This is a genomic window from Pseudomonas sp. LBUM1641 (assembly GCF_059716235.1).
Genome location: NZ_CP166815.1, coordinates 1,623,444 through 1,648,974 on the forward strand (window position 1 = coordinate 1,623,444; position 25,531 = coordinate 1,648,974).

The 25,531-nt window shown below is 61.4% G+C and carries 26 protein-coding genes; 15 read left to right on the forward strand and 11 right to left on the reverse strand.

Features of this window, described 5'->3' with window-relative positions:
• Nucleotides 1-6: 6 nt before the first annotated feature.
• On the reverse strand, nt 7-1,299 hold the full coding sequence (locus ACA046_RS07405; RefSeq protein WP_497676196.1) for an MFS transporter: 1,293 nt from the start codon (nt 1,297-1,299) through the stop codon (nt 7-9).
• Between the two features lie 198 nt (nt 1,300-1,497).
• Between ACA046_RS07405 and ACA046_RS07410 the strand changes: the two genes are divergently transcribed.
• Nucleotides 1,498-1,644, forward strand: coding sequence for a hypothetical protein (locus ACA046_RS07410; protein WP_459026746.1), 147 nt, complete (start codon nt 1,498-1,500; stop codon nt 1,642-1,644).
• 138 nt (nt 1,645-1,782) lie between these two features.
• Here the strand turns inward: ACA046_RS07410 and ACA046_RS07415 are convergent, their stop codons facing one another.
• A complete protein-coding gene (locus ACA046_RS07415) occupies nt 1,783-2,175 on the reverse strand; it encodes a VOC family protein (protein ID WP_459026748.1) in 393 nt (130 codons plus the stop codon).
• A 135-nt stretch (nt 2,176-2,310) separates the two neighbouring features.
• Between ACA046_RS07415 and ACA046_RS07420 the strand changes: the two genes are divergently transcribed.
• From ACA046_RS07420 to ACA046_RS07445, 6 genes are all read left to right on the forward strand, one after another.
• Nucleotides 2,311-3,033: a GntR family transcriptional regulator gene (locus ACA046_RS07420; RefSeq protein ID WP_003211913.1), complete on the forward strand. Its 723-nt coding sequence runs from the start codon at nt 2,311-2,313 to the stop codon at nt 3,031-3,033.
• Nucleotides 3,030-3,818 (forward strand): SDR family oxidoreductase, encoded by a 789-nt coding sequence (locus ACA046_RS07425; protein ID WP_010176559.1) that lies wholly within the window; start codon nt 3,030-3,032, stop codon nt 3,816-3,818. The genes ACA046_RS07420 and ACA046_RS07425 overlap by 4 nt, the downstream gene beginning before the upstream one ends.
• Nucleotides 3,819-3,901: 83 nt before the next feature.
• Nucleotides 3,902-4,834, forward strand: coding sequence for a 3,5-dioxohexanoate:acetyl-CoA acetone transferase (kce, locus tag ACA046_RS07430; protein ID WP_003211908.1), 933 nt, complete (start codon nt 3,902-3,904; stop codon nt 4,832-4,834).
• A 69-nt stretch (nt 4,835-4,903) separates the two neighbouring features.
• Nucleotides 4,904-5,782 (forward strand): SMP-30/gluconolactonase/LRE family protein, encoded by an 879-nt coding sequence (locus ACA046_RS07435; protein WP_497677052.1) that lies wholly within the window; start codon nt 4,904-4,906, stop codon nt 5,780-5,782.
• A 75-nt stretch (nt 5,783-5,857) separates the two neighbouring features.
• Nucleotides 5,858-7,180 (forward strand): MFS transporter, encoded by a 1,323-nt coding sequence (locus ACA046_RS07440; protein ID WP_497676197.1) that lies wholly within the window; start codon nt 5,858-5,860, stop codon nt 7,178-7,180.
• A 59-nt stretch (nt 7,181-7,239) separates the two neighbouring features.
• Nucleotides 7,240-8,565, forward strand: coding sequence for an MFS transporter (locus tag ACA046_RS07445; protein ID WP_497676198.1), 1,326 nt, complete (start codon nt 7,240-7,242; stop codon nt 8,563-8,565).
• Here ACA046_RS07445 and ACA046_RS07450 read toward each other — a convergent pair.
• On the reverse strand, nt 8,520-8,765 hold the full coding sequence (locus ACA046_RS07450) for a hypothetical protein (RefSeq protein ID WP_076015907.1): 246 nt from the start codon (nt 8,763-8,765) through the stop codon (nt 8,520-8,522). The two genes, ACA046_RS07445 and ACA046_RS07450, sit on opposite strands and share 46 nt — an antisense overlap.
• A gap of 61 nt (nt 8,766-8,826) precedes the next feature.
• On the opposite strand from ACA046_RS07450, the gene ACA046_RS07455 reads away from it, so the two are divergent.
• From ACA046_RS07455 to ACA046_RS07465, 3 genes are all read left to right on the forward strand, one after another.
• Nucleotides 8,827-9,762 carry a LysR substrate-binding domain-containing protein gene (locus ACA046_RS07455; protein ID WP_167662740.1) on the forward strand — a complete coding sequence of 312 codons (936 nt, stop codon included), beginning with the start codon at nt 8,827-8,829 and terminating at the stop codon, nt 9,760-9,762.
• A gap of 26 nt (nt 9,763-9,788) precedes the next feature.
• Nucleotides 9,789-10,976, forward strand: coding sequence for a low temperature requirement protein A (locus tag ACA046_RS07460; RefSeq protein ID WP_497676199.1), 1,188 nt, complete (start codon nt 9,789-9,791; stop codon nt 10,974-10,976).
• A 70-nt stretch (nt 10,977-11,046) separates the two neighbouring features.
• Nucleotides 11,047-11,409 (forward strand): 5-carboxymethyl-2-hydroxymuconate Delta-isomerase, encoded by a 363-nt coding sequence (locus ACA046_RS07465; protein WP_076015904.1) that lies wholly within the window; start codon nt 11,047-11,049, stop codon nt 11,407-11,409.
• A 110-nt stretch (nt 11,410-11,519) separates the two neighbouring features.
• Here the strand turns inward: ACA046_RS07465 and ACA046_RS07470 are convergent, their stop codons facing one another.
• The 4 genes from ACA046_RS07470 to ACA046_RS07485 form a co-directional block, all read right to left on the reverse strand.
• The gene (locus ACA046_RS07470; RefSeq protein WP_497676200.1) at nt 11,520-12,455 is read right to left on the reverse strand and encodes a LysR family transcriptional regulator; all 936 of its coding nucleotides are present in this window, start codon (nt 12,453-12,455) and stop codon (nt 11,520-11,522) included.
• A 137-nt stretch (nt 12,456-12,592) separates the two neighbouring features.
• On the reverse strand, nt 12,593-13,780 hold the full coding sequence (locus ACA046_RS07475) for a cyanate transporter (protein WP_497676201.1): 1,188 nt from the start codon (nt 13,778-13,780) through the stop codon (nt 12,593-12,595).
• 274 nt (nt 13,781-14,054) lie between these two features.
• On the reverse strand, nt 14,055-15,497 hold the full coding sequence (locus tag ACA046_RS07480; protein ID WP_497676202.1) for an aldehyde dehydrogenase family protein: 1,443 nt from the start codon (nt 15,495-15,497) through the stop codon (nt 14,055-14,057).
• A complete protein-coding gene (locus ACA046_RS07485) occupies nt 15,494-17,119 on the reverse strand; it encodes a 5-guanidino-2-oxopentanoate decarboxylase (RefSeq protein WP_497676203.1) in 1,626 nt (541 codons plus the stop codon). The genes ACA046_RS07480 and ACA046_RS07485 overlap by 4 nt, the downstream gene beginning before the upstream one ends.
• Nucleotides 17,120-17,230: 111 nt before the next feature.
• Here ACA046_RS07485 and ACA046_RS07490 point away from each other — a divergent pair, with 111 nt between their 5' ends.
• The gene (locus ACA046_RS07490) at nt 17,231-18,109 is read left to right on the forward strand and encodes a LysR substrate-binding domain-containing protein (protein WP_076015899.1); all 879 of its coding nucleotides are present in this window, start codon (nt 17,231-17,233) and stop codon (nt 18,107-18,109) included.
• A gap of 118 nt (nt 18,110-18,227) precedes the next feature.
• Here the strand turns inward: ACA046_RS07490 and ACA046_RS07495 are convergent, their stop codons facing one another.
• Complete coding sequence (locus tag ACA046_RS07495; protein ID WP_318302987.1) at nt 18,228-18,842, reverse strand: NAD(P)-dependent oxidoreductase; 615 nt, start codon at nt 18,840-18,842, stop codon at nt 18,228-18,230.
• A 34-nt stretch (nt 18,843-18,876) separates the two neighbouring features.
• Nucleotides 18,877-19,749: an MBL fold metallo-hydrolase gene (locus ACA046_RS07500; protein ID WP_445572925.1), complete on the reverse strand. Its 873-nt coding sequence runs from the start codon at nt 19,747-19,749 to the stop codon at nt 18,877-18,879.
• 104 nt (nt 19,750-19,853) lie between these two features.
• Here ACA046_RS07500 and ACA046_RS07505 point away from each other — a divergent pair, with 104 nt between their 5' ends.
• Together ACA046_RS07505 and ACA046_RS07510 are read left to right on the forward strand one after the other, a co-directional pair.
• Entirely contained in the window at nt 19,854-20,759 is a 906-nt protein-coding gene (locus ACA046_RS07505) for a LysR family transcriptional regulator (protein WP_167662733.1), read from the forward strand.
• A gap of 19 nt (nt 20,760-20,778) precedes the next feature.
• Nucleotides 20,779-21,036: a hypothetical protein gene (locus ACA046_RS07510; RefSeq protein WP_459029484.1), complete on the forward strand. Its 258-nt coding sequence runs from the start codon at nt 20,779-20,781 to the stop codon at nt 21,034-21,036.
• Here ACA046_RS07510 and ACA046_RS07515 read toward each other — a convergent pair.
• A complete protein-coding gene (locus ACA046_RS07515; protein ID WP_459026766.1) occupies nt 21,020-21,916 on the reverse strand; it encodes a helix-turn-helix domain-containing protein in 897 nt (298 codons plus the stop codon). The genes ACA046_RS07510 and ACA046_RS07515 overlap by 17 nt on opposite strands.
• A 189-nt stretch (nt 21,917-22,105) precedes the next feature.
• On the opposite strand from ACA046_RS07515, the gene pobA reads away from it, so the two are divergent.
• Entirely contained in the window at nt 22,106-23,290 is a 1,185-nt protein-coding gene (gene pobA / locus ACA046_RS07520; RefSeq protein WP_497677053.1) for a 4-hydroxybenzoate 3-monooxygenase, read from the forward strand.
• A gap of 73 nt (nt 23,291-23,363) precedes the next feature.
• On the forward strand, nt 23,364-24,875 hold the full coding sequence (locus ACA046_RS07525; protein WP_497676204.1) for an MDR family MFS transporter: 1,512 nt from the start codon (nt 23,364-23,366) through the stop codon (nt 24,873-24,875).
• 115 nt (nt 24,876-24,990) lie between these two features.
• Here the strand turns inward: ACA046_RS07525 and ACA046_RS07530 are convergent, their stop codons facing one another.
• The gene (locus ACA046_RS07530) at nt 24,991-25,479 is read right to left on the reverse strand and encodes an Hcp family type VI secretion system effector (RefSeq protein ID WP_459026769.1); all 489 of its coding nucleotides are present in this window, start codon (nt 25,477-25,479) and stop codon (nt 24,991-24,993) included.
• Nucleotides 25,480-25,531: the final 52 nt, after the last annotated feature.

A 25,531-nucleotide genomic window follows, 5' to 3' on the forward strand; every position in this document is an offset into this window, starting at 1 on the left:
GACTCCTCAGGCAACTTGCAGACGGGCACTGGCGCGGCGATACAGCGCAAACGTCGCGCACAGTGCGCACAGCGCGGCAAACATCAACCAGTAGGCCGGCGACGCCTTGTCGCCCGTCTCGTGGATAAACCAGGTTGAGATCGCCGGGGTAAAACCACCGAAGATCGCGGTCGCCAGGCTGTAGGCCAGGGAGAAGCCCGCCACGCGCACTTCCACCGGCATGATTTCGGTCAGGGCCGGGATCATCGCGCCGTTGTACATGCCGTAGAGGAAGGAGAACCACAGCAGGGTTTCCAGCATGTGCGCGAAGCTTGGCGCATTGACCACGTAGGAAAGTGTCGGGTAGGCGGTCAGCACAGTCAGAGTGGTCATCGCCATCAGCACCGGCTTGCGGCCAAAACGGTCACTCAGGGTGCCGCCGATGGGCAGCCAGATGAAGTTCGACACGGCCACCAGCAAGGTCACCAGCAGGGCGTCGGAGGTGCTCAGGTTAAGCACGGTTTTGCCGAAGGTCGGCGCGTATACGGTGATCAGGTAGAACGCGGTGGTGGTCATCGCCACCATCATCATGCCGCCGATGACGAGGGTCCAGTTCTTCACCAGGGTGGCCAGCACTTCGCGCATGGTGGGGCGGTGCTTGCGGTTGGCGAACTCTTCGGTCTCCTGCAGGTTGCGACGCAGGACGAAGATGAACGGGATGATCACGCAGCCGATGGCGAACGGAATACGCCAGCCCCAATCGGCAACCACCGCCGGTTCCATCCATTGGTTCAGGCCATAACCCAGGGCGGCCGCGACCATGATGGAGATCTGCTGGCTACCCGATTGCCAGCTGGTGTAGAAACCCTTGCGGCCCGGTGTGGCCATTTCGGCCAGGTACACCGACACGCCGCCCAGTTCTGCGCCGGCCGAGAAGCCTTGCAACAGGCGGCCCACCAGCACCAGCAGCGGTGCCCACAAACCAATGGTGTGATAGCCCGGTACCAGCACGATCAGCAGCGTGCCACTGGCCATGATCGCCAGGGTCACGATCAAGCCTTTACGGCGGCCCACATCATCGATGTAAGCGCCGAGGATGATTGCGCCCAGCGGACGCATCAAAAAGCCTGCGCCGAACACGGCGAAGGTCATCATTAATGACGCAAATTCATTAGCAGCGGGGAAGAAGGCGGCAGCGATATAGGTGGCGTAGAAACCGAACAGAAAAAAATCGAACTGTTCGAGAAAGTTGCCGGAGGTGACGCGAAAGACCGCGCCGACTTTGGAGCGGGCAGAGTCAGGCCGTGAAGGATTTTGCATTTTTTTGTGTCTCCAGCGTTCTTTTTAAAGTGCTTGTTTCGCTTAAGACCGCGGATAGTGGCTGACACATTTAGAAATGATAAGTGAGTTATTTACATGTATTGATGCGTCTTGGTTATCAATGACTGAGATCACACAAAACCGCTCCCTCATCTATGCTTGCCCAGTGTGTCCAATTCTTACGGACGGGAGGTGGGTATGAGCAACGAACACAAGCAACATGATGAGTTGGAGCAGGAGCGCGCCAGGCAGCGTCGCGAGGAAGAAAAACCGCAGACCTGGAAGCATCCGGACGATGGCACGGAGCTGTCCGAGCGTGACCAGGAGCGCCCGCTCAAGCCTTGAGTCCTTGTTTCCTGTAGGAGCGAGCTTGCTCGCGAAAAACCTGAGGGCGACGCGGGGCACCTGGTTTCCCGCGTTACCGTTCACGACCTTCACGACCTTCACGACCTTCGCGAGCAAGCTCGCTCCTACAGTGTTTCTTCAGTTCTGAATCGGCGTACACAACTCCACCAGCGTGCCATCCGGGCAACGCACATACGACACCACCTGCCCCCAAGGCTTGGTGCTCGGCGCAGCGAGCTCTGTCGCACCTTCTGCCAGCGCTCTGGCATGGGCCTTTGACACATCCTCGGTAACAAACCCCAGCTCCATCCCCAGCGGCTGCTGTGAGGCATGCGCCTCCACGTGCCCGCCCTTGAAGTTCATCTCGCCCAACTCATGCGCCACGAAGGAGAGCGTGGTGCCACCCGTCTCCAACTCGCCATACGTCCCCGATTCATGCAGGAAACGACGACTCAAACCGAAGGCTTTTTCGAAGAACTGCAGGGAGGCAGCGACGTCCGGCACGTAGACGATGGTGTAGGCGAATTTCATGGTTCAGCGGTCCTTGCTTGAGAGAGGAGGGCATTAGAGTCAGGGTCGTTCATACCGTCAATGGGAAACTATTTGACATATTTGATTTGTGATCACATATTGGAGCCATAAGAACGACAACACAGGTTTTGACTCATGACAGATGGCCCGCTTCTCCTTCCGACCTTGCGCCAGGTGTCTCGCGATACCTTGCAAGACCAGGTCTATCGCCAGATCCGCGAAGCCTTGATGAGTGGTCGTTTCCAGCCCGGCCAGAAACTCACCATCCGCGGCCTCGCCGAAGCCCTCGGCTCCAGCCCCATGCCGGTGCGCGAAGCCCTCCAGCGCCTTAGCGCCGAAAACGCCTTTGAAGTCACCGAAACCTCCCGTCTGCGGGTCCGCATGATGACGGTCGAACGCCTGCGCGAGATTCGCGATGCGCGGGTCGCCCTGGAAGGTTTGCTGGCAGAAAAAGCCGTGCTGCTCCTGGAAAAAGCCGACCTCGACGAAATCTCCGACCTCTGCCAACAGATGCAACAAGCCGCCGACGAAGTCGACGTTTCCCGCTACCTGTGGACCAACTTTGCCTTTCACCGTCGGATCTATGCCGTCGCCCAGGCCGAATTGACCATGGCCGCCGTGGAAAACTTCTGGCTGCACATGGGCCCGTGTTTTGCCCTGGTCGCTCCCGATAAAGCTCACTTGCAGCGCTCGATGGAGGCGCACACGCGCATCGTCGAAGCCCTGGCCGCCCGCGATGGCGCCGGTGCCCGCGCGGCCGTGACCGATGACATCATGCAGGCCGCCGATTCCCTGGCGCGCCTGCTCGTCAAGAACGACCGTTCGCGGTCGTCTGTTTCAGGAGGTAAACGTGCATGAGTGTCCTACAGCGGCTGCAGCCCTATCCAGGGTTACGTGTGTTGATTTCCGGCGGGGCTGCCGGCATCGGTGAAGTGTTGGCGGCGGCCTATCTGGAGGCGGGTGCCAAGGTGCATGTGTGTGATGTCAGCGAACCAGCCCTGGCGGCGTTTCGCGACAAGTACCCGGGCACTGTCGCCACCCGTGCCGACGTGAGTGATGCCGCGCAGATCGAGGCGGTGTTCCAGGTGCAGCGCGAGCAATTTGGCGGGCTGGATGTGTTGGTCAATAACGCCGGGATTGCCGGTCCCACCGGCGGCATTGACGCCATCAGCGATGCCGAGTGGCAAGCCACGATCAACATCAACCTGACGGCGCAATACCGTTTTGCCCACCACGCGGTGCCGATGCTCAAGGAGTCGTCCCACGGCCATTTGCTGCATATCGCCTCGGTCGCGGGCCGTCTTGGCTACGCCTGGCGCACGCCGTATGCCGCGACCAAATGGGCGATCGTCGGCCTGATGAAATCCCTGGCCTCGGAGCTGGGCGAAAGCGACATCCGCGTCAACGCCTTGCTGCCCGGCATCGTCGAAGGCCCGCGCATGGACGGCGTGATTCGCGCCCGTGCCGAACAGGTCGGCGTACCGGAAGCCGAGATGCGCCAGGAATACCTCAACAAGATCTCCCTCAAGCGCATGGTCACCGCCGAAGACGTCGCGGCCATGGCCTTGTTTCTCTGCTCGCCCGCCGCCCGCAATGTCACCGGCCAAGCGATCAGTGTCGACGGAAACGTCGAGTACCTGTAGGCCGCGTCAGCGTTTAGCCAAGGAAGAACACACAAGCCACACCCGGGATTTTTTTTCATAAGAATAAAAGTCGGAGAATCGTCATGTCCAAAAATCGTCCTGTGATCATCACCTGCGCCGTCACCGGTGCCATCCATACGCCGTCGATGTCGCCGCATTTGCCGATCACCGCGCAGGAAATTGCCGACGCCGCCATCGGTGCCGCCGAAGCCGGCGCCGCTATTGTTCACCTGCATGCCCGTGATCCCATCGATGGCCGTCCCAGCCAGGACCCCGCGCTGTTCGCCGAATTCCTGCCGCACATCAAAGCCGCCAGCGACGTGGTGATCAACATCACGACCGGCGGCGCACCGACCATGGGTGTTGAAGAACGCCTGCAACCGGTGATGCAATTCAAGCCGGAACTGGCCTCGCTGAACATGGGCTCGATGAACTTCGGCCTGTACGAAATGCTCAACCGCTTCACCGAGTTCAAGCACGATTGGGAGCGTCCGTACCTGGAAGAAAGTGACGACCGGATCTTTCGCAACACCTTCCGCGACATTACCCACATCCTCAATTCCTGTGCCGAGAACCGCACACGTTTTGAAATCGAGTGCTACGACATCGGCCACCTGTACACCGCCGCCCATTTCCTGGAACGCGGCCTGCTCAAGCCGCCGCTGTTTATCCAGTCGGTATTCGGTTTGCGCGGCGGTATCGGCGGCCACCCGGAAGACCTGGCCCACATGCGCCGCACCGCCGACCGGCTGTTTGGCGATGACTATGTGTGGTCGATCCTCGGCGCCGGCCGTGGGCAAATTCCGCTGGCCACCATGGGCCTGTCCATGGGCAGCAATGCCCGGGTCGGCCTGGAAGATTCGCTGTGGGATGGCCCGGGCAAACTGGCCGCGTCCAACGCCGATCAGGTACGGCGGATTCGCACGGTGATCGAAGCCCTTGGCCACCGGGTCGCCACGCCGGATGAAGCGCGAGAAATCCTCGGGCTCAAGGGGCGCGATCAGGTCAATTTTTAAAGCACAAACCGGCCGCGTCACGGCGTGGCCATGTCCATCCCGCACAACAACAAAAAAGGGGATAACACCATGCGTATCGAAGTGCTTGTGGACGTGAAGACCACCCTGGGCGAAGGCCCGGTGTGGGACGTCGAACAACAACGGTTGTACTGGATCGACAGCGCCGACGGCCGGATCCTGCGCTGCACCGATGATGGCCGCGAACTGCGCGCCTGGGACGTGGGCCAGAAAATCGGCTCCATGGCCCTGCGGCATAGCGGCGAGCAAGCCATCGTCGCCCTGCAAAACGGCGTGCATCTGCTCGACCTGAACAGCGGCGAACAGACGCTGGTCATCGACCCGGAACCCGCACTGACCAACAACCGCCTCAACGACGGCAAGGTCGACCGCCAGGGCCGCTTTGTCTTCGGCTCCATGGACACCCTCGAAGACAACGCCAGCGCCAAACTTTACCGCCTCGACGCGGACCTGAGCCTGCACACCCTGGACGAAGGCATCATCGTGTCCAACGGCCCGTGCTGGAGCCCGTCGGGCGACACGTTCTACTTTTGCGACACCTGGTCCGGCGAGATCTGGGCCTATGACTACGACCTCGCCACGGGGGCCGTGAGCAATCGACGCACCTTCGCCAAGGTCGACACCAGCAGCGGTGGCGCCGCCGACGGCTGCACCGTGGATGCCGAAGGCTGCCTGTGGCAGGCGCTGGTCTACGCCGGGAAACTGGTGCGCTACACACCGGATGGCCAGGTCGACCGGATCATCCAGATGCCGGTGAAAAAGGTCACCAGCCTGACCTTTGGCGGGCCGAACCTGGACACCCTGTTTGTCACCTCCATGGCCAAGCCGCCGTTGCCGCGTTTCCCGGCCGACGGTCAGCAGCGCGGGGCGCTTTTTGCGATCACCGGGCTGGGCGTGCAAGGAATAGCCGAGCGACGGTTCGCCAGCTAGCGCGTTTTTTTCAACAAGGCACATTCCTTCCGCAACCTTGTGTCAGTGCGCGCCCTCGCGCGCCTGGAGAAACCCATGGCAACCTTGAAAAAAGCCTCGCTGCGCAGTATTCACCGGCACTCCTGGGTGTCGTTGCTGGTGTGCTGGATGATCTGGATCCTCAACGCCTACGACCGTGAGATCGTGCTGCGCCTGGGGCCGACCATCTCCAAGCATTTCGATTTGTCGGCCGATCAGTGGGGCACCATGGCCACAGTGATCATGCTCGCCCTGGCCTTGCTGGATATTCCCGGGTCGATGTGGAGTGACCGCTACGGCGGTGGCTGGAAGCGCGCGCGGTTCCAGGTGCCGCTGGTGCTGGGCTACACGGCGATCTCGTTTCTCTCCGGGTTCAAGGCCCTCAGCGGCAACCTCGCGACCTTTATTGCACTGCGGGTTGGCGTCAACCTTGGCGCAGGCTGGGGCGAGCCGGTGGGTGTAAGCAACACCGCCGAATGGTGGCCGGTGGAACGTCGTGGTTTTGCCCTCGGCGCGCACCATACCGGTTACCCGATCGGCGCCATGCTCAGTGGCATCGTCGCCAGCTTTGTCATCAGCACCTTTGGTGAAGACAACTGGCGCTACGTGTTCTTCTTCGCGTTTGTGGTGGCGTTGCCGCTGATGATTTTCTGGGCGCGTTACTCCACCGCCGAACGCATCACCGCGCTCTACGTCGACATCGCCGCCAAGGGCATGACTCCGCCGGACAACGCACCCGCCAGCCAAGTGAAGGGCCACGCCTGGCGCACGTTTATCGCCACGTTGCGCAATCGCAATATCGCCCTGACGGCGGGTAATACGATGCTGACCCAAGTCGTGTACATGGGCGTCAACATCGTGCTGCCAGCCTATCTGTACAACATCGCCGGGCTGTCCCTGGCCGAGTCGGCGGGGATGAGCGTGGTGTTCACCTTGACCGGGATTCTCGGGCAACTGGTGTGGCCGTCGCTGTCGGACATCATTGGCCGGCGCGTCACCCTGATCATCTGCGGCGTGTGGATGGCCGCCAGTGTCGGTGCGTTTTACTTCGCCAACACCCTGACCCTGATCATCGTCGTGCAACTGCTGTTCGGCCTGGTGGCCAACGCGGTGTGGCCGATCTACTACGCGGTGGCCTGCGACTCGGCCGAGCCGTCGGCGACCTCCACCGCCAACGGCATCATCACCACCGCGATGTTTATCGGCGGCGGCCTGGCGCCGGTGCTGATGGGCAGCCTGATTGCCACGGGCGGCGGCTGGACCACCTTGCACGGCTACACGGTGTGCTTCTTCGTGATGGCCGGTTGTGCCCTGGGCGGGGCGCTGCTGCAACTGTTTTCCCATCGCCCGCCGGCGCTGGTTGCGCAACTCGAATCCTAGAACAACACCGATGCGTCCCCCAGCCGTTGCGTTGGCGGGGCGCCAAGAGGAATTGCCCGATGAAGACTGCCAACACTGCCCGTGAACCACGGGAGTTGAACAAACTGATGTTCGTCAAGTTGATGCCCTTGCTGATCATCGCCTACGTGCTGAGCTTTCTGGACCGCACCAACATCGCCCTGGCCAAGCATCACCTGGACGTTGACCTGGGGATTTCAGCGGCGGCTTACGGCCTGGGTGCGGGGTTGTTTTTCCTGACCTATGCGCTGTCGGAAATCCCCAGCAACCTGATCATGCACAAGGTCGGCGCGCGGTTCTGGATTGCCCGGATCATGGTGACCTGGGGTTTGATTTCAGCGGCCATGGCGTTCGTCCAGGGTGAGACTTCGTTCTATGTCTTGCGGCTGCTGCTGGGCATTGCCGAAGCCGGTCTGTTTCCCGGGGTGATGCTGTACCTCACCTACTGGTTCAACCGCGAGCAACGGGCGCGGGCCACCGGGTATTTTCTGCTCGGCGTGTGTTTTGCCAACATCATCGGCGGCCCGGTGGGCGCGGCGTTGATGCGCATGGATGGAATCCTCGGCTGGCACGGCTGGCAGTGGATGTTCCTGCTCGAAGGCTTGCCGGCAGTGGCATTTGCCTGGGTGGTGTGGTGCAAGTTGCCGGACCGTCCGAGCAAGGCGCCGTGGCTCTCGGCCGAAGAGGCGCGCGGGATTGAACAGCGCATCGCGATGGAGACCGAAGAGGGCGCAGGCGAGGGCGGGCATTCCCTGAAAAACTGGCTGACCCCGCAAATCCTGCTGGCGATCTTTGTGTATTTTTGCCATCAGATCACCATCTACACCGTGATCTTTTTCCTGCCGAGCATCATCAGCAAATACGGTGAATTGAGCACCATGAGCGTCGGCTTGCTGACCTCACTGCCGTGGATTGCCGCAGCGGCCGGCGCGGTGTTGCTGCCGCGTTTTGCGACCACGCCTACCCGTGCCCGGCGGCTGTTGATTACCGGCTTGCTTACCATGGCGTTGGGGTTGGGCATTGCCTCGGTGTCCGGGCCGGTGTTCAGCCTGCTGGGCTTCTGTGTGTCGGCGGTGATGTTCTTTGTGGTGCAGTCGATCATCTTTCTCTACCCGGCTTCACGCCTCAAGGGCGTGGCACTGGCGGGCGGGCTGGGCTTCGTCAACGCCTGCGGGTTGCTCGGCGGGTTTGTCGGGCCATCGGTGATGGGCGCGATCGAAATGAGCACTGGCAATGCCATGAACGGCTTGAAAGTGATTGCCGTGGTGCTGGTGGTGGCTGCGTTGGCCGCCTTGCGTTTGCGCCAGGGGCAGGAGCCCGATCACACCAGCAATGAGGTCGGAAACCCCGAAGCCAGCACCAGATAAGCCACGACGGCCGCCAGGCATAAACCGACAAATACCCGCAACAGTGTCCTGGCGGTAGGGTGAACGACGAATTTGATGGCCCAGAGCAAAATCCCGGCGAGCAGGATGCTCAAGGCAGAAATGACCAGCACGATGGTGTTCTCACAAGCCTTGGAAGCTGCTTTATAGTCCCAAAGGCCCGTGTTGAACAGTGTGCGCATAGACGCAGGGCCCCGGGTGTTTCTAAACTGCTGCTTATCCAGGGCAGTGGGGCGAGCGCCGATGAATCGCAATGAATTACGCAAGGCCGACATCAACTTGATGGTGGTCTTTGAAACCTTGATGCTCGAGCGCAATGTGACCCGGGTGGCGGAGAAGCTGTTTCTCGGCCAACCCACCATCAGTTCGGCCCTCAATCGCCTGCGCACGCTGTTCAACGACCCGCTGTTCATTCGCGTCGGCCATCGCATGGAGCCCACCGCGCGGGCCGAGGAAATCATCAAGCACCTGTCGCCGGCCCTCGACTCATTGTCGTCGGCCCTGAGCCTGACCCACGACTTCGACCCGTCCATCAGCACCATGACCTTTCGCATCGGCCTGTCCGATGACGTCGAGTTCGGCCTGCTGCCGCCGTTGCTGCGGGCGTTGCGCCAGGAAGCACCGCAGGTGGTGTTCGTGGTGCAGCATGTGGATTACTGGCGCATCCCTGACCTGTTGGCTTCCGGCGATATCACCGTCGGCATCACCCAAACCCGCGGCCTGCCGGCGAATGCCAAGCGCAAGCTGTTGCGGCATATCCGTCCTTGTCTGCTGCGGGCGGACGCCTCGGACAAACCCCTGACTCTCGATGAATACTGCGCACGGCCCCATGTGCTGGTGTCCCACACCGCCAACGTGTCCGGGTTTGCCGATGAATGGCTGGCGGAGATCGGTCGCAAACGCCACGTGGTGCTTTCGGTGCCGCAATACAGCGCGCTGCCGGCGCTGCTCGCCGGCACCGACATGATTGCCAGCCTGCCGGACTACACCGCCCAGGCCATGGCCGCGGGGGGGAATCTGTTCTGCGAGCCGTTCCCGTTCGAAACCCCGACACTGGACTTGTCCATGGTCTGGCTCAGCCACGTGGACACCGACCCGGCGGAACGCTGGATGCGTTCGCGGCTGGAGGCGTTCATGAGCGAGCGGGACATGCTGCCGGTAGTCGCCCCCAAATCTTGAGATAAACCTTTCAGGGAGATCCACCCATGATCTCATCCCGGTCCTTGCTGCGTGGGCGCGGCAGTCATGACAGCGGCAAGGTTGGTATGGTCGAGTTGTTTTTCGACCTGGTGTTCGTGTTCGCCGTGACCCAGTTGTCCCATTCGCTGCTCGCGCACCTGTCCATCGGCGGCGCGGTGCAAGTGGCGTTGATGATGGTCGCGGTGTGGTGGGTGTGGATCTTCACCTCGTGGGTCACCAACTGGCTCGATCCGGAAAAAATCCCGATTCGCATCGGCCTGTTCGGCTTGATGGTGGCGGGCCTGCTGTTGTCCTCGTCGATTCCCAAGGCGTTTACCGACCGTGGCCTGTTGTTCGCCGGTGCCTATGTGTTCATGCAGGTTGGACGCACGCTGTTTGCCTTGTGGGCGGTGCGCTGCGAGTCGCTGAACATGACCCGCAATTTCCAGCGGATCCTGGCGTGGATGCTGCTGTCCGGGGTGTTCTGGATCACCGGTGCGCTGCTCGAAGGTGAACAGCGTTTGGCCTTCTGGGCCCTGGCGCTGTTGATCGAGTTGGTTTCCCCATCGGTGTATTTCTGGGTACCGGGGCTTGGGCCCTCGACGCTGTCGGACTGGAATGTGGAAGGCAACCACATGGCCGAACGCTGCGGCCTGTTTGTGATCATCGCCTTGGGTGAGTCGTTGCTGGTCACCGGCGCGACCTTCGCTGAATTGCCCTGGAGCGTGGAAGGGCTGGCGGCTTTCCTGGTGGCGGTGGTGGGCAGCATCGCCCTGTGGTGGATCTATTTCGACAGCGGCGCCGAGCGTGCCCACCATCGTATCGCCAGTTCTGCCGACCCCGGCCGTCAGGCGCGGATTGCCTACACCTACCTGCATGTATTGATCGTCGCCGGGATTATCGTCAGCGCTGTGGCCGACGAACTGGTGCTGGTGCACCCGGGGCACGCCAGCCAGGCGGGCGTGGTGGCGATTATTGCCGGCCCGTGCTTGTTTCTGCTGGGCAGCGCGCTGTTCAAGTGGGTGATGAGCGACCGGCCGTTGCCGCCTTTTTCCCACCTGGGCGGGCTGTTGATGTTGTTGGTGTTGTTACCGCTGGGGTTGCAGCAGCTGTTTTCGGCGTTGGTGCTGGGCGCGCTGACTTCGGCAGTATTGGTGATCGTGGCGATCTGGGAAAATCGTTCGCTGCGCAGCGTGACTGAAGTTTCACATTGAAAGCAGTCTGGTTCAGCTTGGCCGCGTGCTATATGTATGACTCTTTTCCTACAACAATTCGGAGCCTTTCATGCCGCATCTGCATCTGGAATACACCGCCAACCTCACAGAACTGGCCGTTGAGAAAACCTTGTTGCGGCTCAACAACGTGCTGATGGCGTCCGGGCAGTTCGGTTCCGAGTTCGATATCAAAAGCCGGGCGCTGAAGGTGGAGACGTTCCAGGTCGGCACGTCCTTGAGCCCGCGGGCGTTTATCGCGGTGAAACTGTCGCTGCTCAGCGGGCGTTCACCGCAGGTCAAGAAACAGTTGTCGGAAAGCCTGCTGGCAGCGCTGCAGGACCTGGGCGATTGGCCTGCAGATTTGCAGGTTCAGCTCAGCGTCCTGCTGGTAGACATGGACCGCGAGTCCTACAGCAAAGTCACCATCGGCTAACTACTGTAGGAGCGAGCTTGCTCGCGAAAAACTAACAGACGACGCGGGAATCCTGAATGCCCGTGTCATCGTTAACGTTCTTCGCGAGCAAGCTCGCTCCTACAAAAAAGTTATAGCAACCCCTGATCCGCGCACACCTTCACCACCTGCTCCCTGAACCACGTGTTGGCGCTGTCCTGCTCGCTGTGTTCATTCCACTGCATATCCAGGGTAAACCCCGGCAATCCGTTCGGCGCTTCGCAATGGCCGAACACGGCCTTGTCTGCCAGCAGCTTCTGCACCCGACGGGGCAGGGTGACGATAAAATCGGTGCCGGTGATCATCTTCAGCGCCGCGCTGTAGCTGTTGGCCCGGGCGATCACCTGGCGTTTGTGAGCCTGGCGCGCGAGCCAGCCGTCGATCATGTTGGTGTCGGAACTCCAGGGCGTCGGGAACACATGGCGCCGGGCGACAAAGGATTGCAGGCTGAACGCCGGCTCCCGGGGCGCCGAGTGCTTGTCGAACACGCACACCAGGTCGTCCTCCAGCAGCATCTGGGTCTTGATGTCCTTGTGCTCGCGATGAAAGTGCGGCCCGAAGCAGATCACCAGGTCCAGGCGCCCGTCGCGCAAGGCTTCGGCCGGGACCTCGGTTTCCAGCTTCTGCACATTGACGATCACCGGCAGGTCGGCGTGATCGAAGTTTTTCAGCAGGCGCGGCAGGATCAGTTGTTCGAAGTATTCGGGGGCGCAGACGTTGAATTTCACGGCCTTCTGGGTGGGGTCGAAGGCCTGGCTGCCGGCATGGCACAGGTTGATGCTTTCGAGGATTTTCTGCACATGCCCGTACATGGTGGCGGCTTTGTACGTAGGACGCATGCCCGCCCGGGTGTTGATAAACAACTCGTCTTCAAAGCTGGTGCGCAGCTTCTTCAGGCTGTAGCTCACGGTGGACTGGCTGACGAACAGCGTTTCGGAGACCTCGGTGACGCTGCTTTGGTCGTAAACAGCGACAAACACCATCAGGTCCTGCATATCGAGCTTTCTTAGCAAGTTGCTGTTTAGCATCCGTTCCGTCCGCAAGCGCTTTGTACCGAACTCGGTACAAGACAATACAAAATGTTAACGGAACGTTCGTGCCAATAGAAAGCGCTGTCGGACCTTTCTATGTTTAAGGTGGGACAAATAATGTTTACAACACGACGTCAGCGAATATGCCGCGCGTAATACCGTGGGTCGAAGCGCAGCAGGATCAGCAACATCACCACGACGACTGCCGTCAGTGACCACCAGGCCCACTCGAAGCTGCCCAGTTGGTCGCGGATCATCCCGGCAATCAGCGGCGACAAACCGGCGATCAAGTAGCCGATGCCCTGCACAAAGGCCGTCAGGCCGCCGGCGCGGCGTGGGTTGTCGAGGTGGTCGAGCGAGAGGATCAGGCTCATCGGAAACAACCCGCCAATCCCCAGGCCCAGCAGGCACGGCCACAGCAGGCTCAGGTGTTGCGGGCTGAGGATCAGGCCGCAGAAGCCGGCGATGATCAGCACCAGCAGCACTGCGACCACGCCGCGCTTGTCTTGGCGGCGGTTGGCGATGGCCGGGGTGACCAGGCCGGAGACCACTTCCATGGCCGTCAGAAAGCCCAGCAACAGGCCGGCATTCTGCTCGCTCCAGCCCAGCTCCACGTAGTACGGCGCCAGCCAGGCCAGCACGCAGGTATAGGCGGCAGTGCCGAGGCCGAAAAAGATCGCCAGCAGCCAGGCTCGGCGATTGCCGAAAAACGACTCCTGTGGACCTGCGCTGGCTTGGGGCAGTGGTGGCAACACCGAGCGTTGGGCGTACCAGAACACCAACGCCAACACGGCGAGAGCCGCCCAGATCGCCAGGCCGATGCGCCAACTGCCGGTTTGCACCTGGATGAACGGTGAGAACGAAGCAGCCAAGGCTGCGCCGCCCATGATCGCGGTGACGTACAGGCCCATGAACAGGGAAACGTTGTCGCTGAAGCGGGACTTGATCAAGGCGGGCATCAGCGCCTGGATCATAGCGATGCCTACGCCGGCGGCGATGGCGCTGAGGATCAGCTCAACCGCCGAGTCCAGGAACAACCGGGAGACGGTGGCCAGGCCGATCACCACCAGCGACAGCACAATGCTGCGATGCTCGCCGAACCGTTTGGCCACGCCCATGCCAAAAAACATCGCCAGGCCCATGGCCATGACCGGCAGCATGGTCAGCAGGGAGGCGGTGCTGAAACTCAGGGGCACCTCTTCGCGGATCGACGACAACAGCGGGCCGACGGCCGCCATTGAAGGGCGCAGGTTGAGGGCGACCAGCACGACGCTGATCATCAGCCAAAGGGCGGTGGCGGGTTTTGCGCGGACGTTTTCCATGGGCAGGCCTTGAACTGACAAGGGCAGTATTAGGCCGGGCGTGGGGGAGGGGGGGCAAATGAGAAAGTCGTTGGGGCTATTGAAAAAATGCGGGCTGGCTTTTTTGTGGTCGGGAAGCCTCCTGTGTAGAGGGGGTCTTGTCCTGTGGCGAGGGGGCTTGTCCCCCGTTGGAGTGCGAAGCGCTCCCGCTTTTTCTGGGGCCGCTTCGCAGCCCAACGGGGGACAAGCCCCCTCGCCACAAAAGCTCCCTCGCCACAATGCTGTCTGGTGGTTTTCAGACCGCCCGAATCACATGCTTGATCTCCTGAAACGCCTGCAATCCCCATGGCCCCAGTTCCCGGCCAATACTGCTCTGCTTGTAACCACCCCACGCCGTTTGCGGGAAGATCACCTGCGGCGCATTGATCCACACCAAGCCCACCTGCAGCGCATTGGCCACCCGCTCAGCCGCTTCCAGATTGCTGCTCAGCACACTGGCCACCAGGCCAAACTCGCTGTCATTGGCCAGCGCCACCGCCTCTGCTTCACTGGCAAAACTTCGCACGCACAGCACCGGGCCGAAGATTTCTTCGTTCCACAGCGCGCTGTCCAATGGCACTTCAGTGAACACGGTCGGGCGAATGAAGTAACCGTGAGGCAACTCCGCCGGGCGCCCGCCGCCACACAGCAACTTCGCGCCGGCTTGCACGCCACGCTCGATATGCCCCAGCACCCGCTCGTACTGCGCACGGTTGACCAGCGCACCCATTTCCACGTCTTCGGCAAACGGGTCTGCCACGCGAATATTCTCGGCCTTGGCCTGTAAGCGAGTCAGAAACTCGTCCGCCAATTCGTCGGCGACCAACACCCGGCTGGTGGCAGAGCACATTTGCCCGGCGTTGAAGAAGCCACCGCCGCAGGCCAGTTCCACGGCGAGGTCGAGGTCGGCATCCGCCAGCACCAGCAACGACGATTTTCCACCCAGTTCCAGGCTCACGCCCTTGACCGTTTCGGCAGCGCGCTGCATCACTTGCACGCCCACGGTATTGCTGCCGGTGAAGGAGATTTTCGCGATCCGCGGGTCAGCCGTCATTGGCGCGCCCACTGCCAGGCCAGTGCCGCAGACCAGGTTGAACACACCGGCAGGCAGCCCTACCGAGGCGATGATCCTGGCCAGTTCCAGCTCCGCCAACGGTGTGACTTCCGAAGGCTTGAGCACCACGCAGCAACCGGCCGCCAGCGCCGGGGCGAGTTTCCAGGCAGTGGTCACCATCGGGAAATTCCACGGCACGATCAGGCCCACCACGCCGCACGGTTCCCGGCGCACGCGGGCGCTGAAGTCCTCAGTGGGCAGCGCCACCGGATGGTCCTGGGTGGCGCCCATTTCGTCGGCCACACCGGCGTAATACTCAAACGTGGCGATCACGTCGTCCACGTCAATGCCTGCCTCAAACAGAGGCTTCCCGCTGTTGCTCGATTGCAGGTGCATCAGGTGATCACGCTGGGCGCTTACGCCCTCGGCGATCTTGCGCAAAAGGGCGGCGCGGTCGCGGCCGGTGCTTTTTGACCAGTCCGGGAATGCAGCGCTGGCAGCACTGACGGCCTCACTCACGGCGCCTGCATCACCCACGTTCACCTGAGCCAATGTGGCCTCGGTCGCCGGGTTGATCACGTCCAACACGTCATGGCCCGCACGCCACACGCCATTGATATACAGCCCGTTCAATACCGTGCTCATACCGCCACCTCCTTCATCCAAAGCCCTTGGTCGATTTCAATCAGCGTCGGCCCTTGGCGATCCGTGGCGGTGCGCAATGCGCAACGCAGTTCTTCAACACCGTGCACGGCCTGGGCAGCGCAGCCCAATGCCTTGGCCACGCCGATAAAGTCCGGGGTGTAGATGTCCACGCCCACCGGCTCGATGGCGCGGTTGACCATGTATTTCTTGATCTCCTCATAGCCTTGGTTATTCCACAGCAGCACGATCACCGGCGTGCGCGCTTCCACGGCGCTGGCCAGTTCCGGCAGGGTGAATTGCAGGCCGCCGTCGCCGATCAGGCACACCACCGGTGCGCCGTTGCCGCGCCCCAGCCACGCACCGATGGCCGCCGGCAACGCGTAGCCGAGGGTGCCGTAGCCGGTGGAGGAGTTGAACCAGCGACGCGGGTGGTCGAGGTTCAGGGTCAGGTTGCCGGTGTACACCGGTTGGGTGGAGTCGCCTACCAGTACGGCGTCGGGCAACTCATTCAATACCGTGTTGAGGAACAGGGTTTGCGCGCGGGTGGCGGCGTCCCAGGTGGGTTCCAGTTCGCTCCACAGGCGGGCGACGCGATGTGCGCCCCAGTTGCTGTCGCGGGCGGCCAAGGGCTTGGTGCCGAGTTCGGCGAGCAAGGCTTGAGCAGCGATTTGCGCGTCAGCCACCAGCGCGACGTGCGGTGGGTAGTTACGTACGGTCTGGTCGGAATCAATGTCGATACGCAGCAGGGCACCGGGAATTTCGAAGCCGCCGGCGAAGGTCACGTCGTAGTCGGTTTCTGCCAGCTCAGTGCCGATCGCCAGTACTACGTCTGCCTCGGCGACCAAGGCGCGGGTGGCGACCAGGGTTTGGGTCGAGCCGATCAGCAGCGGGTGGTTGGACGCCAGCATGCCCTTGGCATTGATGGTCAGCGCCACTGGCGCGCCGAGGGCTTCGGCCAGTTGCGTCAACTCGGGTGCTGCGTCGATGGCGCCACCACCTGCAAGGATCAGCGGACGTTTCGCCGCCGCCAGCAACTGGCTCATCTGCTTGACCGCCGACGGCGCAGCACCGGCGCGGGAAACACTGATGGGCTCGCTTCCGAGCAATGCATCGGCGTTTTCCACCAGCACATCCAGCGGGATTTCGATATGCACCGGGCGCGGTCGCCCGGCCTGGAACAGCGCAAATGCCCGGGCCAACACGCCTGGCAATTCGGCCGCCGACATCAAGGTATGGGAGAACGCCGCCACGCCCGCGATCATCGCGCTCTGGTTCGGCAGCTCATGCAGCTTGCCGCGCCCGCCGCCCAGCTGACTGCGGGACTGCACGCTGGAAATCACCAGCATCGGGATCGAGTCGGCGTAGGCCTGGCCCATGGCGGTGGTGATATTGGTCATGCCGGGGCCAGTGATGATGAAGCACACGCCAGGCTTGCCGCTGGTGCGCGCGTAGCCGTCGGCCATGAAACCGGCGCCCTGTTCGTGACGCGGGGTGACGTGGCGGATGCTTGAGCGCGCCAAGCCCCGGTAGAGTTCCACGGTGTGCACGCCGGGGATGCCGAACACCTGGTCCACGCCGTAGCCTTCCAGCAGGTTGACCAATACTTCGCCGCAGGTCGCCATTGTCGTCGCTCTTATTGTTGATAAAGGCCCGTATTGGAACGGCTGGCCCGTAGCGGCAACAATCGATAAAAAGTCATACTAGCCATGTCCTCACGTCATGGCTGCGCCCTTATGAAACGCCTACCGCCGTTGCCGGCCTTGCACACCTTTTGGGTCACGGCCCAGTGCTGCAACTTCACCCGAGCCGCCGAGCAATTGCACATCACCCAGGGTGCGGTGAGCCGGCAGATTGCCGGGCTGGAAAGTCATCTGGGCTATGCGCTGTTCCAGCGCCAGGCTCGTGGCTTGAGCCTGACCGAAGAGGGCCGTGAATGGTCGCTGCGGGCGCAGCAGGTGTTCGGCCTGATCGGTGACGCGGTGGAGCAGATCGGCACCCGCCGCGAGACCTTGCAGCTCAAGGCTTCCACCTGCGTGATGCGCTGGCTGTTACCGCGCCTGATGCAGTGGCAGCAAGAGCGCCCGGACGTGCCGGTGGAACTGACCACCACCGTGGCCTACACCGTCGACTTTCGCCGCGAGCAGTTCGATGCCGCGGTGATCTACGCACCGATTGCCGAGCAGTCGGCCCAGGCCCGGCATTTGTTTGATGAGCGACTGACGCCGGTGTGCGCACCGGCCTTGCTCGGTGGTTTGCACACGCCCGCGGACTTGCAGCAACAGGTGCTGTTGCACCCTACGCGGGATGAACGGGATTGGGCGTTGTGGTTGAAGGCGGCGAATACACGTTTGAGCAATCTTGCCCAGGGGCATCATTTTGAAACGCTGGATCTGGCGATGACAGTGGCGTCCCAAGGTTCGGGCGTGGCGATTGGCGACAGCGCGCTGATTGGCGAGGATCTCAAGGCGGGGCGGTTGGCGACGCCGTTTGAACTGCGGGTGCCGACGGGGATGGGGTATTACCTGGTGTACCCGCCGGGGACGGAGCCCTCGGCGGGGTTGGAGCAGCTTATGGATTGGTTGGTGAGCCAGGCGCAGTCGCCGTCACAATGAAGATCAAAATGTGGGAGCGGGCTTGCTCGCGAAGGCGCCGCGTCAGCCAATACATCTGTTGACTGACACACCGCCTTCGCGAGCAGGCCCGCTCCCACATTTTTAGTGTGCGTCAGCCTTAGTAACCGACCGTAAACCGCTGGCGCGAATGCTTCGGCGTTTCCACTTCATCAATCAGCGCAATCGCAAAGTCGGCAAAGCTGATCCAGCTGCGGCCTTCGCTGCTCACCAGCAATTCATCCTGGCCCAGGCGGAACTTGCCGGTGCGCGCGGTCTCGGTGAACTCCGCCGAAGGCGAAAGGAAGGTCCAGTCCAGGTCTTTTTCCTGACGCAAGGTGTCGAGGAAAATACTGCCGGCGCTGGCTTCGGTTTTGTATTCCTCGGGGAAGCCCGGGCTGTCGATGACCTTGGTGCCGCCCGACAACAGCAACGAACCGGCACCGCCCACCACCAGCAGGCGCTTCACGCCGGCTTTTTTCACCGGGTTGATTACCGCTTCAGGCGGCAGGGTGGCGAAGTGCGCAGCACTGATTACCACGTCGTTGCCGCTGATGGCCTGTTCCAGCGCCTGGGCATCCAGCGCATCCACTTGCTTGAGGGTGACCCCTGGGCGCACGCCAATCTTGTCGGTATTCCGTGCGATGGCCGTGACGGTGTGCCCGCGACGCAACGCTTCTTCCAGCAGTTGGCTACCGGCACGACCGGTGGCACCAATGATTGCGATCTTGCTCATGACGTTCTCCAGTACGGTTAAGGGTCGAATCAATTCACCACTGCATTTCGCCCTTGGCGACTTTGGCGCCCAGTTCCAGGGTGCTTTCGTCGCCCAGGTTCGGGTAACGCTTTTTCATTGCCGCGATCAGGGCGGCAGAGTCCTTGGCCTTGGCGGTTTCTTCGTCAAACGCCTTGATGTAGTCGGCGGTGAACGCCACGGATTTGAGCGACGGTGTGCCCAGGTAGTGACCCGGAATCACGGTGCGCGGTTTCAAGTCCTGGATACGTTGCAGGGTTGCCAGCCAATCGGTGTGGGACTTCGCGGTCTGCGTGTCGGCCATCCACACATGGATGTTCTCGGAGACGACCACGCCACCGACGACTGCCTTGATCGACGGGATCCACACAAAGGTGCGGTCCGGTTGTGCGCCGTCCAGACCGATCACTTCCAGTTGCTTGCCTTCGAGGGTCAGGCTGTGGCCTTCAAGTACCTGCGGGATGACAGCTTTGGCAGGCTTGTCGGCGCCCAGTTTCGGGCCCCAGAACGCCAGTTTGTGTTCAACGGTCGCCTTGATGTGGTCGACCACCGGCTGCGGTGCCACGACCTTGGCCTGGGGGAAGGCGGCGGTCAGGGTGTCGAGGCCGAAGTAGTAGTCCGGGTCGCCGTGGCTGATGTAGATGGTCGTCAGGCGCTTGCCGCTGGCGCGGATTTTTTGCACCAGTTGCTCGGCCTGGGTCTTGCCGAATTGGGCGTCCACCAGGATCGCGTCTTTGTCGCCGCTGACCAGTACCGAAGTGACCGGCATCATCGCGGTCTCGCCCGGGTTGTAGGCATCCAGGGTCAGGTCGGCAGCCGTGGCGTGGGCGGCGAAGGCCAGGGTGGCGGCGGCCAGGGCCACGCGCTTGAGCGGGGAGAATCCAAACATGTGCTGCTCCAGTCATCGGTAAGGTGTGGACAGAGCTTAGTTGCACTAAACGCTACAAAAAATGCGATGCTTGGACATAGTTTGTTTCTAAAAGCGGGCAAATCATGGATCGTCTTCAAGCAATGCGCGTGTTTGTGACCGTGGTGGACTTGGGCAGCCAGTCCGCAGCGGCCGACCACCTGGACCTGTCGCGGCCGGTGGTGTCGCGCTACCTGGCAGAGCTGGAAGACTGGGTCGGCGCGCGGCTGATGCACCGTACCACGCGCAAACTCAGCCTGACCGCCGCCGGCAGCGAAACCTTGCCCCGTTGCCGGCAGATGCTGGAGTTGTGCAGCGACATGCAGGCCGCCGTCAGTGAACCGGACGAAGCGCCCCGTGGCCTGCTGCGCCTGAGCGTCAGCACCTCCTTCGGCCAGGCGCAGTTGGCCGATGCCATGGCCGAATACGTCAAGCGCTACCCGCTGGTCAGCATCGACATGCAGATGCTCGATCGCACAGTGAACCTGGTGGACGAACGCATCGACCTGGCGATCCGCACCAGCTTTGAACTGGACCCCAACCTGATCGCACGCCGCCTCACGTTGTGCCGTTCGGTGATCTGCGCATCGCCCGCTTACCTGCTGGAGCATCCGCAGCCCCGGCGGGTCCAGGACCTGGCCCGGCACAATTGCCTGACCCACTCCTACTTCGGCAAAAGCCTGTGGCACTTCGTGGAAAACGGCGAGCCGGTGTCGGTGCCGGTGCAGGGCAATATCAGTGCGAATGAGGCGAGCACCTTATTGCGGGTGACGCTGGCGGGGGCAGGGGTGTCGCGGTTGCCGAGTTATCAGGCCGGCGACTACATCCGCAGCGGCGAGCTGATCCGCCTGCTGCCCGAGGCCGAGCCGCAGCAGATGAACATCTACGCGGTGTACGCCTCGCGCAAGCACATGCCGTCGGCGCTGCGCAGCTTGCTGGATTTTTTGGTGTTGAGGTTTCCGGAGGAGCCGGTGTGGGACGTCGGTCTCTAAGCCGACATAAACATGTTGAATGTCGCCCGATAATGGCGACTTGCCCCAGTTGACCTATGCTTATCAAAGCACCTTCTTGATCGGATCAGAGGTCAGCATCATGTCGATCAAAACAAGAAAGTACCTGATGATTTTCACCCTGTGCGCCGCCGCCACAGCGCTCTACGGCACTGCCGCCTATCGCGTCGAACAGGCCCGCATGCAGCCGAGCTATGCCTCCAGCTGCAATAACGGTCAATGCGTTGGCCACATGGCCGCCTTCAGTTCGCTTCGCTAGCGTCCTGATCGGCTTTCAACTGCTCCCGAAACGCTTTCGGAGAGAACCCGACGCGCCGACGAAACAGCCGCGAGAAGTTGGTCGGATCGGAAAAGCCCAGCACTTCCGACATCTCATTGATGGTCATGCTGGTGTAGGTCAGCAGGCGCTTGGCTTCCAGCAGTTGGCGGTCGTGCATGATCTGCAGCGCGGGCTGCCCGCCCAATTCCCGACATGTACCGTTCAGGTGTGAGACCGAGATCCCGAGCTTGTGGGCCAGGTCTTCGATTTTCGGGTGTTCGCGATAGTGCTGCTCCACCAACTGAGTGAACCGGCGGAAGTATTCGCGGCCCCGAGGTGCCCGTGGATGCCGGCGCTGGATGGCCTGGCGGCTGATCCACACCAGCAGCACGCTGACCAGCGCGTGCATCATCATGTCCCGTGCCGGTTGATCGCTGGCGTACTCGTCCTGCAACCGCGCAAACAGGCTGTTGAGGTAGTCACTGTCGTTGCCGGCAGGGTAGCTGCCCAGGGCATTCAGGCCGTCCAGCGCCGCGCCCAGTTGCCCCTGCAAATGCGCCATCAGCGGCGCGGCCAGGGTGACCACAAAACCTTCGACGTTTTCGGAAAACCGAAAACCATGCACGCACAACGGCGGCAGCACCTGCAGCGTCGCTTCGCTCAGGGTGCTGCGCTGGCCTTCGATCTCCAGTTGCGCCTGGCCCTTGTGTACGTAGAGCAATTGGCACAGGTCCGCGTGCCGGTGGGGCTGGATTTCCCACTGGTACTCACGGCTGCGCCGGGAGATGGTTTCACAGTGCAACAAATCCGGGGTCGGCCATTGCTGGCTCTCACCGTAGAGTTTGAACACTGGAATCGCGGCACTGGCAGTTTTGGTCATGGCTTCATCCGATACTTCGGGATAATTGTGCGGTAATCGCCCCAATTGGCAAAAAGCGCAGCTTTGGGCTTAGTTTTCACCTTCTTATGCCGGGCACTCAAGTGAAAAATGCCAGCAACAACATCAATGACAACTCTTTCACCGAATACGTTCGGGTGAAGCTTGCGGGCCATAAAAATAATGAAAACGCTGAAAACCCAAGTCGCCATCATCGGCGCCGGCCCGTCGGGGCTGTTGCTCGGCCAACTGCTGCACGAGGCCGGAATTGAAACCCTGATTCTAGAGCGCCAGACCCCGGATTACGTGCAAGGGCGCATCCGTGCCGGGGTGCTGGAGCAAGGCATGGTCGACCTGTTGCGCCAGGCCGGCGTCAGTGCGCGGATGGATGCCGAAGGCCTGGTACATGATGGCTTTGAGCTGGCACTGAACGGGCAACTGACCCACATCGACCTCAAGGCGCTGACCGGCGGCAAGACGGTGATGATCTACGGCCAGACCGAAGTCACCCGCGACCTGATGGCCGCGCGCCAGGCCAGCGGCGCCACTACAGTGTACGAAGCCAGCAATGTGCAGCCTCATGATCTGAAAAGCGCAGAGCCGTGGCTGAGCTTCGAGCATGAAGGTGAGCAGTATCGGCTGGACTGCGATTACATCGCCGGCTGTGACGGTTTTCACGGTGTGGCGCGTCAGTCGATTCCCTCTGAAGCGTTGAAAGTCTTTGAACGGGTGTATCCGTTCGGCTGGCTTGGCATTCTCGCCGACACCCCGCCGATCCACGATGAACTGGTGTACGCCAAGCACGAGCGCGGTTTTGCCCTGTGCAGCATGCGCTCACCCACCCGCAGCCGCTATTACCTGCAAGTGCCGGCCGATGAGTCGGTTGACGACTGGTCCGATGAGCGCTTCTGGGATGAACTGAAAACCCGGCTGCCTACGTCGTTGATCGAGCAACTGGTGACGGGCCCGTCCATCGAAAAGAGCATCGCACCCCTGCGCAGCTTTGTGGTGGAGCCGATGCAATACGGTCGCCTGTTCCTGCTGGGCGACGCCGCCCACATCGTGCCGCCCACCGGCGCAAAGGGCTTGAACCTGGCGGCCAGCGATGTCAGCACCTTGTTCAATATTTTGCTCAAGGTGTACCGCGAGGGCAGGGTGGAATTGCTGGAGAAGTACTCGCAGATTTGCCTGCGGCGGATCTGGAAGGCCGAACGGTTTTCCTGGTGGATGACCTCGATGTTGCACCAATTCCCGGAGGCGGACGGCTTCAGCCAGCGCATCGCCCAGAGCGAATTGGAATACTTCGTCGACTCCGAAGCCGGTCGTAAAACCATTGCAGAAAATTACGTAGGACTTCCTTACGAGGCTATCGAATAGCCAGCTATCTAGTACACTGACGAGCATTCCTGCGGGCTTCCTTTTCCCGCGGGCCTTGCTCGCAGGTTCTGCCGTGACCAACCTCAATCAGCCCGCCACACCTGCTGTTCGCAGTGTCCTTGTCGCCTTGATGATGGCGATCTTTCTCGGGGCCTTGGACCAGACCATCGTCGCCGTCTCCATGCCGGCGATTTCCGCCCAGTTCCATGACGTCAACCTGCTGGCCTGGGTGATCTCCGGCTACATGGTGGCGATGACCGTGGCAGTGCCGATCTACGGCAAGCTCGGTGACCTGTACGGGCGCCGGCCGATGATGCTGATCGGCATGGGCCTGTTCACCATCGCCTCGCTGTTTTGCGGCATGGCCCAGAGCATGGAGCAATTGGTGCTGGCGCGGATCCTCCAGGGCATTGGTGCCGGCGGGATGATTTCGGTCAGCCAGGCGATTATCGGTGACATCATTCCGCCCCGTGAGCGTGGGCGTTACCAGGGTTACTTCAGCAGCATGTACGCGGTGGCGAGCGTGGCCGGCCCGGTGTTGGGTGGTTACATGACCGAATACCTGTCGTGGCGCTGGGTGTTCCTGATCAACCTGCCATTGGGCGCGGGCGCCTGGTGGGTGGCCCATCGCACGCTGGTGGGGCTGCCGGTGCCGCAGCGCAAGCCAGTGATCGACTATCTCGGCACTGTGCTGATGATCGTCGGTTTGACGGCGCTGTTGCTGGGCATCACCGAAATTGGCCAGGGTCATCATTGGCGCGACGATGAAGTGCTGGGCTTGCTGGTTTGCGCGTTGGTGGCGTTGACGGTGTTTGTGTGGCACGAGCGTCGGGCGCGGGAGCCGTTGTTGCCGATGCACTTGTTCGCCAACCGCAGTGCGGTGTTGTGTTGGTGCACGATTTTCTTTACCAGTTTCCAGGCGATTTCCCTCACGGTGTTGATGCCGCTGCGTTACCAGACCGTGACCGGTTCCGGTGCCGACAGCGCCGCTTTGCATTTGCTGCCGCTGGCGATGGGCTTGCCGATGGGGGCGTACTTCGCCGGGCGTATGACCTCGGTGACTGGACGCTATAAGCCGATGATTCTGATTGGCGCTTTCCTGAGTCCGATCGCGATTCTCGGCATGGCCCTCAGTGCGCCGCAGGCTGTGGCAGTGACCAGTTTGTTTATGTTGCTGTGTGGGGTTGCCGCCGGGATGCAGTTTCCGACTTCGCTGGTGGGCACGCAAAATTCGGTGGAACAGCGGGATATTGGGGTGGCTACCAGCACCACCAATCTGTTCCGTTCCCTGGGCGGGGCGGTCGGGGTGGCGTGTATGTCGGCGCTGTTGCTGGCGTTGTTGCAGGATTCCAGTTTTGCGCACTTGGCCAGTGGTGCCTTGGTGGCTGAGGGGAGTTCCGGGAATGTGTTGCTGGATGGTTTGAATGCGGCGCCTGGGCCGGCGCAGGATGCTTTGCGGGGGGAGTTGCTGATTACCTTTCGGCATTTGCTGATGGTCAGTGCCGGGGTGTCGTTGTTGGGGTTGGCGGCGGCGATTGCCATGCCTAATCGGGTGTTGCGGGGGCGGGAAGACAAGGCCAAATAGTTGAAAAAATGAAGATTAAATGTGGGAGCGGGCTTGCTCGCGAATGCGGTCTGTCAGTTGATAAATAGGCTGGCTGATACACCGCATTCGTGAGCAAGCCCGCTCCCACATTCGATCACACTTTGATGTTCTCGCGGATATTCCAGCCGTACTTGACGGCGCCGCCATCCTTGCCGCCGTCGGCCTTTTGCGGTTGATAGCCGACTTCGACCTTGGCGAAATTCAGGCCGATAATCTCGGTCAGTACATCCGCGGTTTCCGTTGCGTCGGCTTGGTAGGAGGTGACCATGACTTCCTTCAAGGTGATCACCAGATACTCTACGGTGCTGTCGCCCCCGGCCTTGCGTACTACCAGCCTGGCTTCGGGGTAATGCTTGCCGGTGGAGCAGGCCATCATCAGGTTGGGCGAGGATTTATCCATACGCTTGGTGATCATCAGGTTATCCATGTTGACCTTGCCGGCGCCACCGCCAGTGCCAGTATGCATGGAGCCCGACTGGGACATCCCCCAGTTCCACTCGGTGATATCGATCTCGTCGCGATGGACCTGGTCCCTTGACTCTCCCTTGATGTCTCCCAGTTTCAAAAACATATCAGTTGCCATCGTCGTTCCCTCTTATGTTTCGCCGGTAGTGGCGGGGGGACGTACCTTTTCT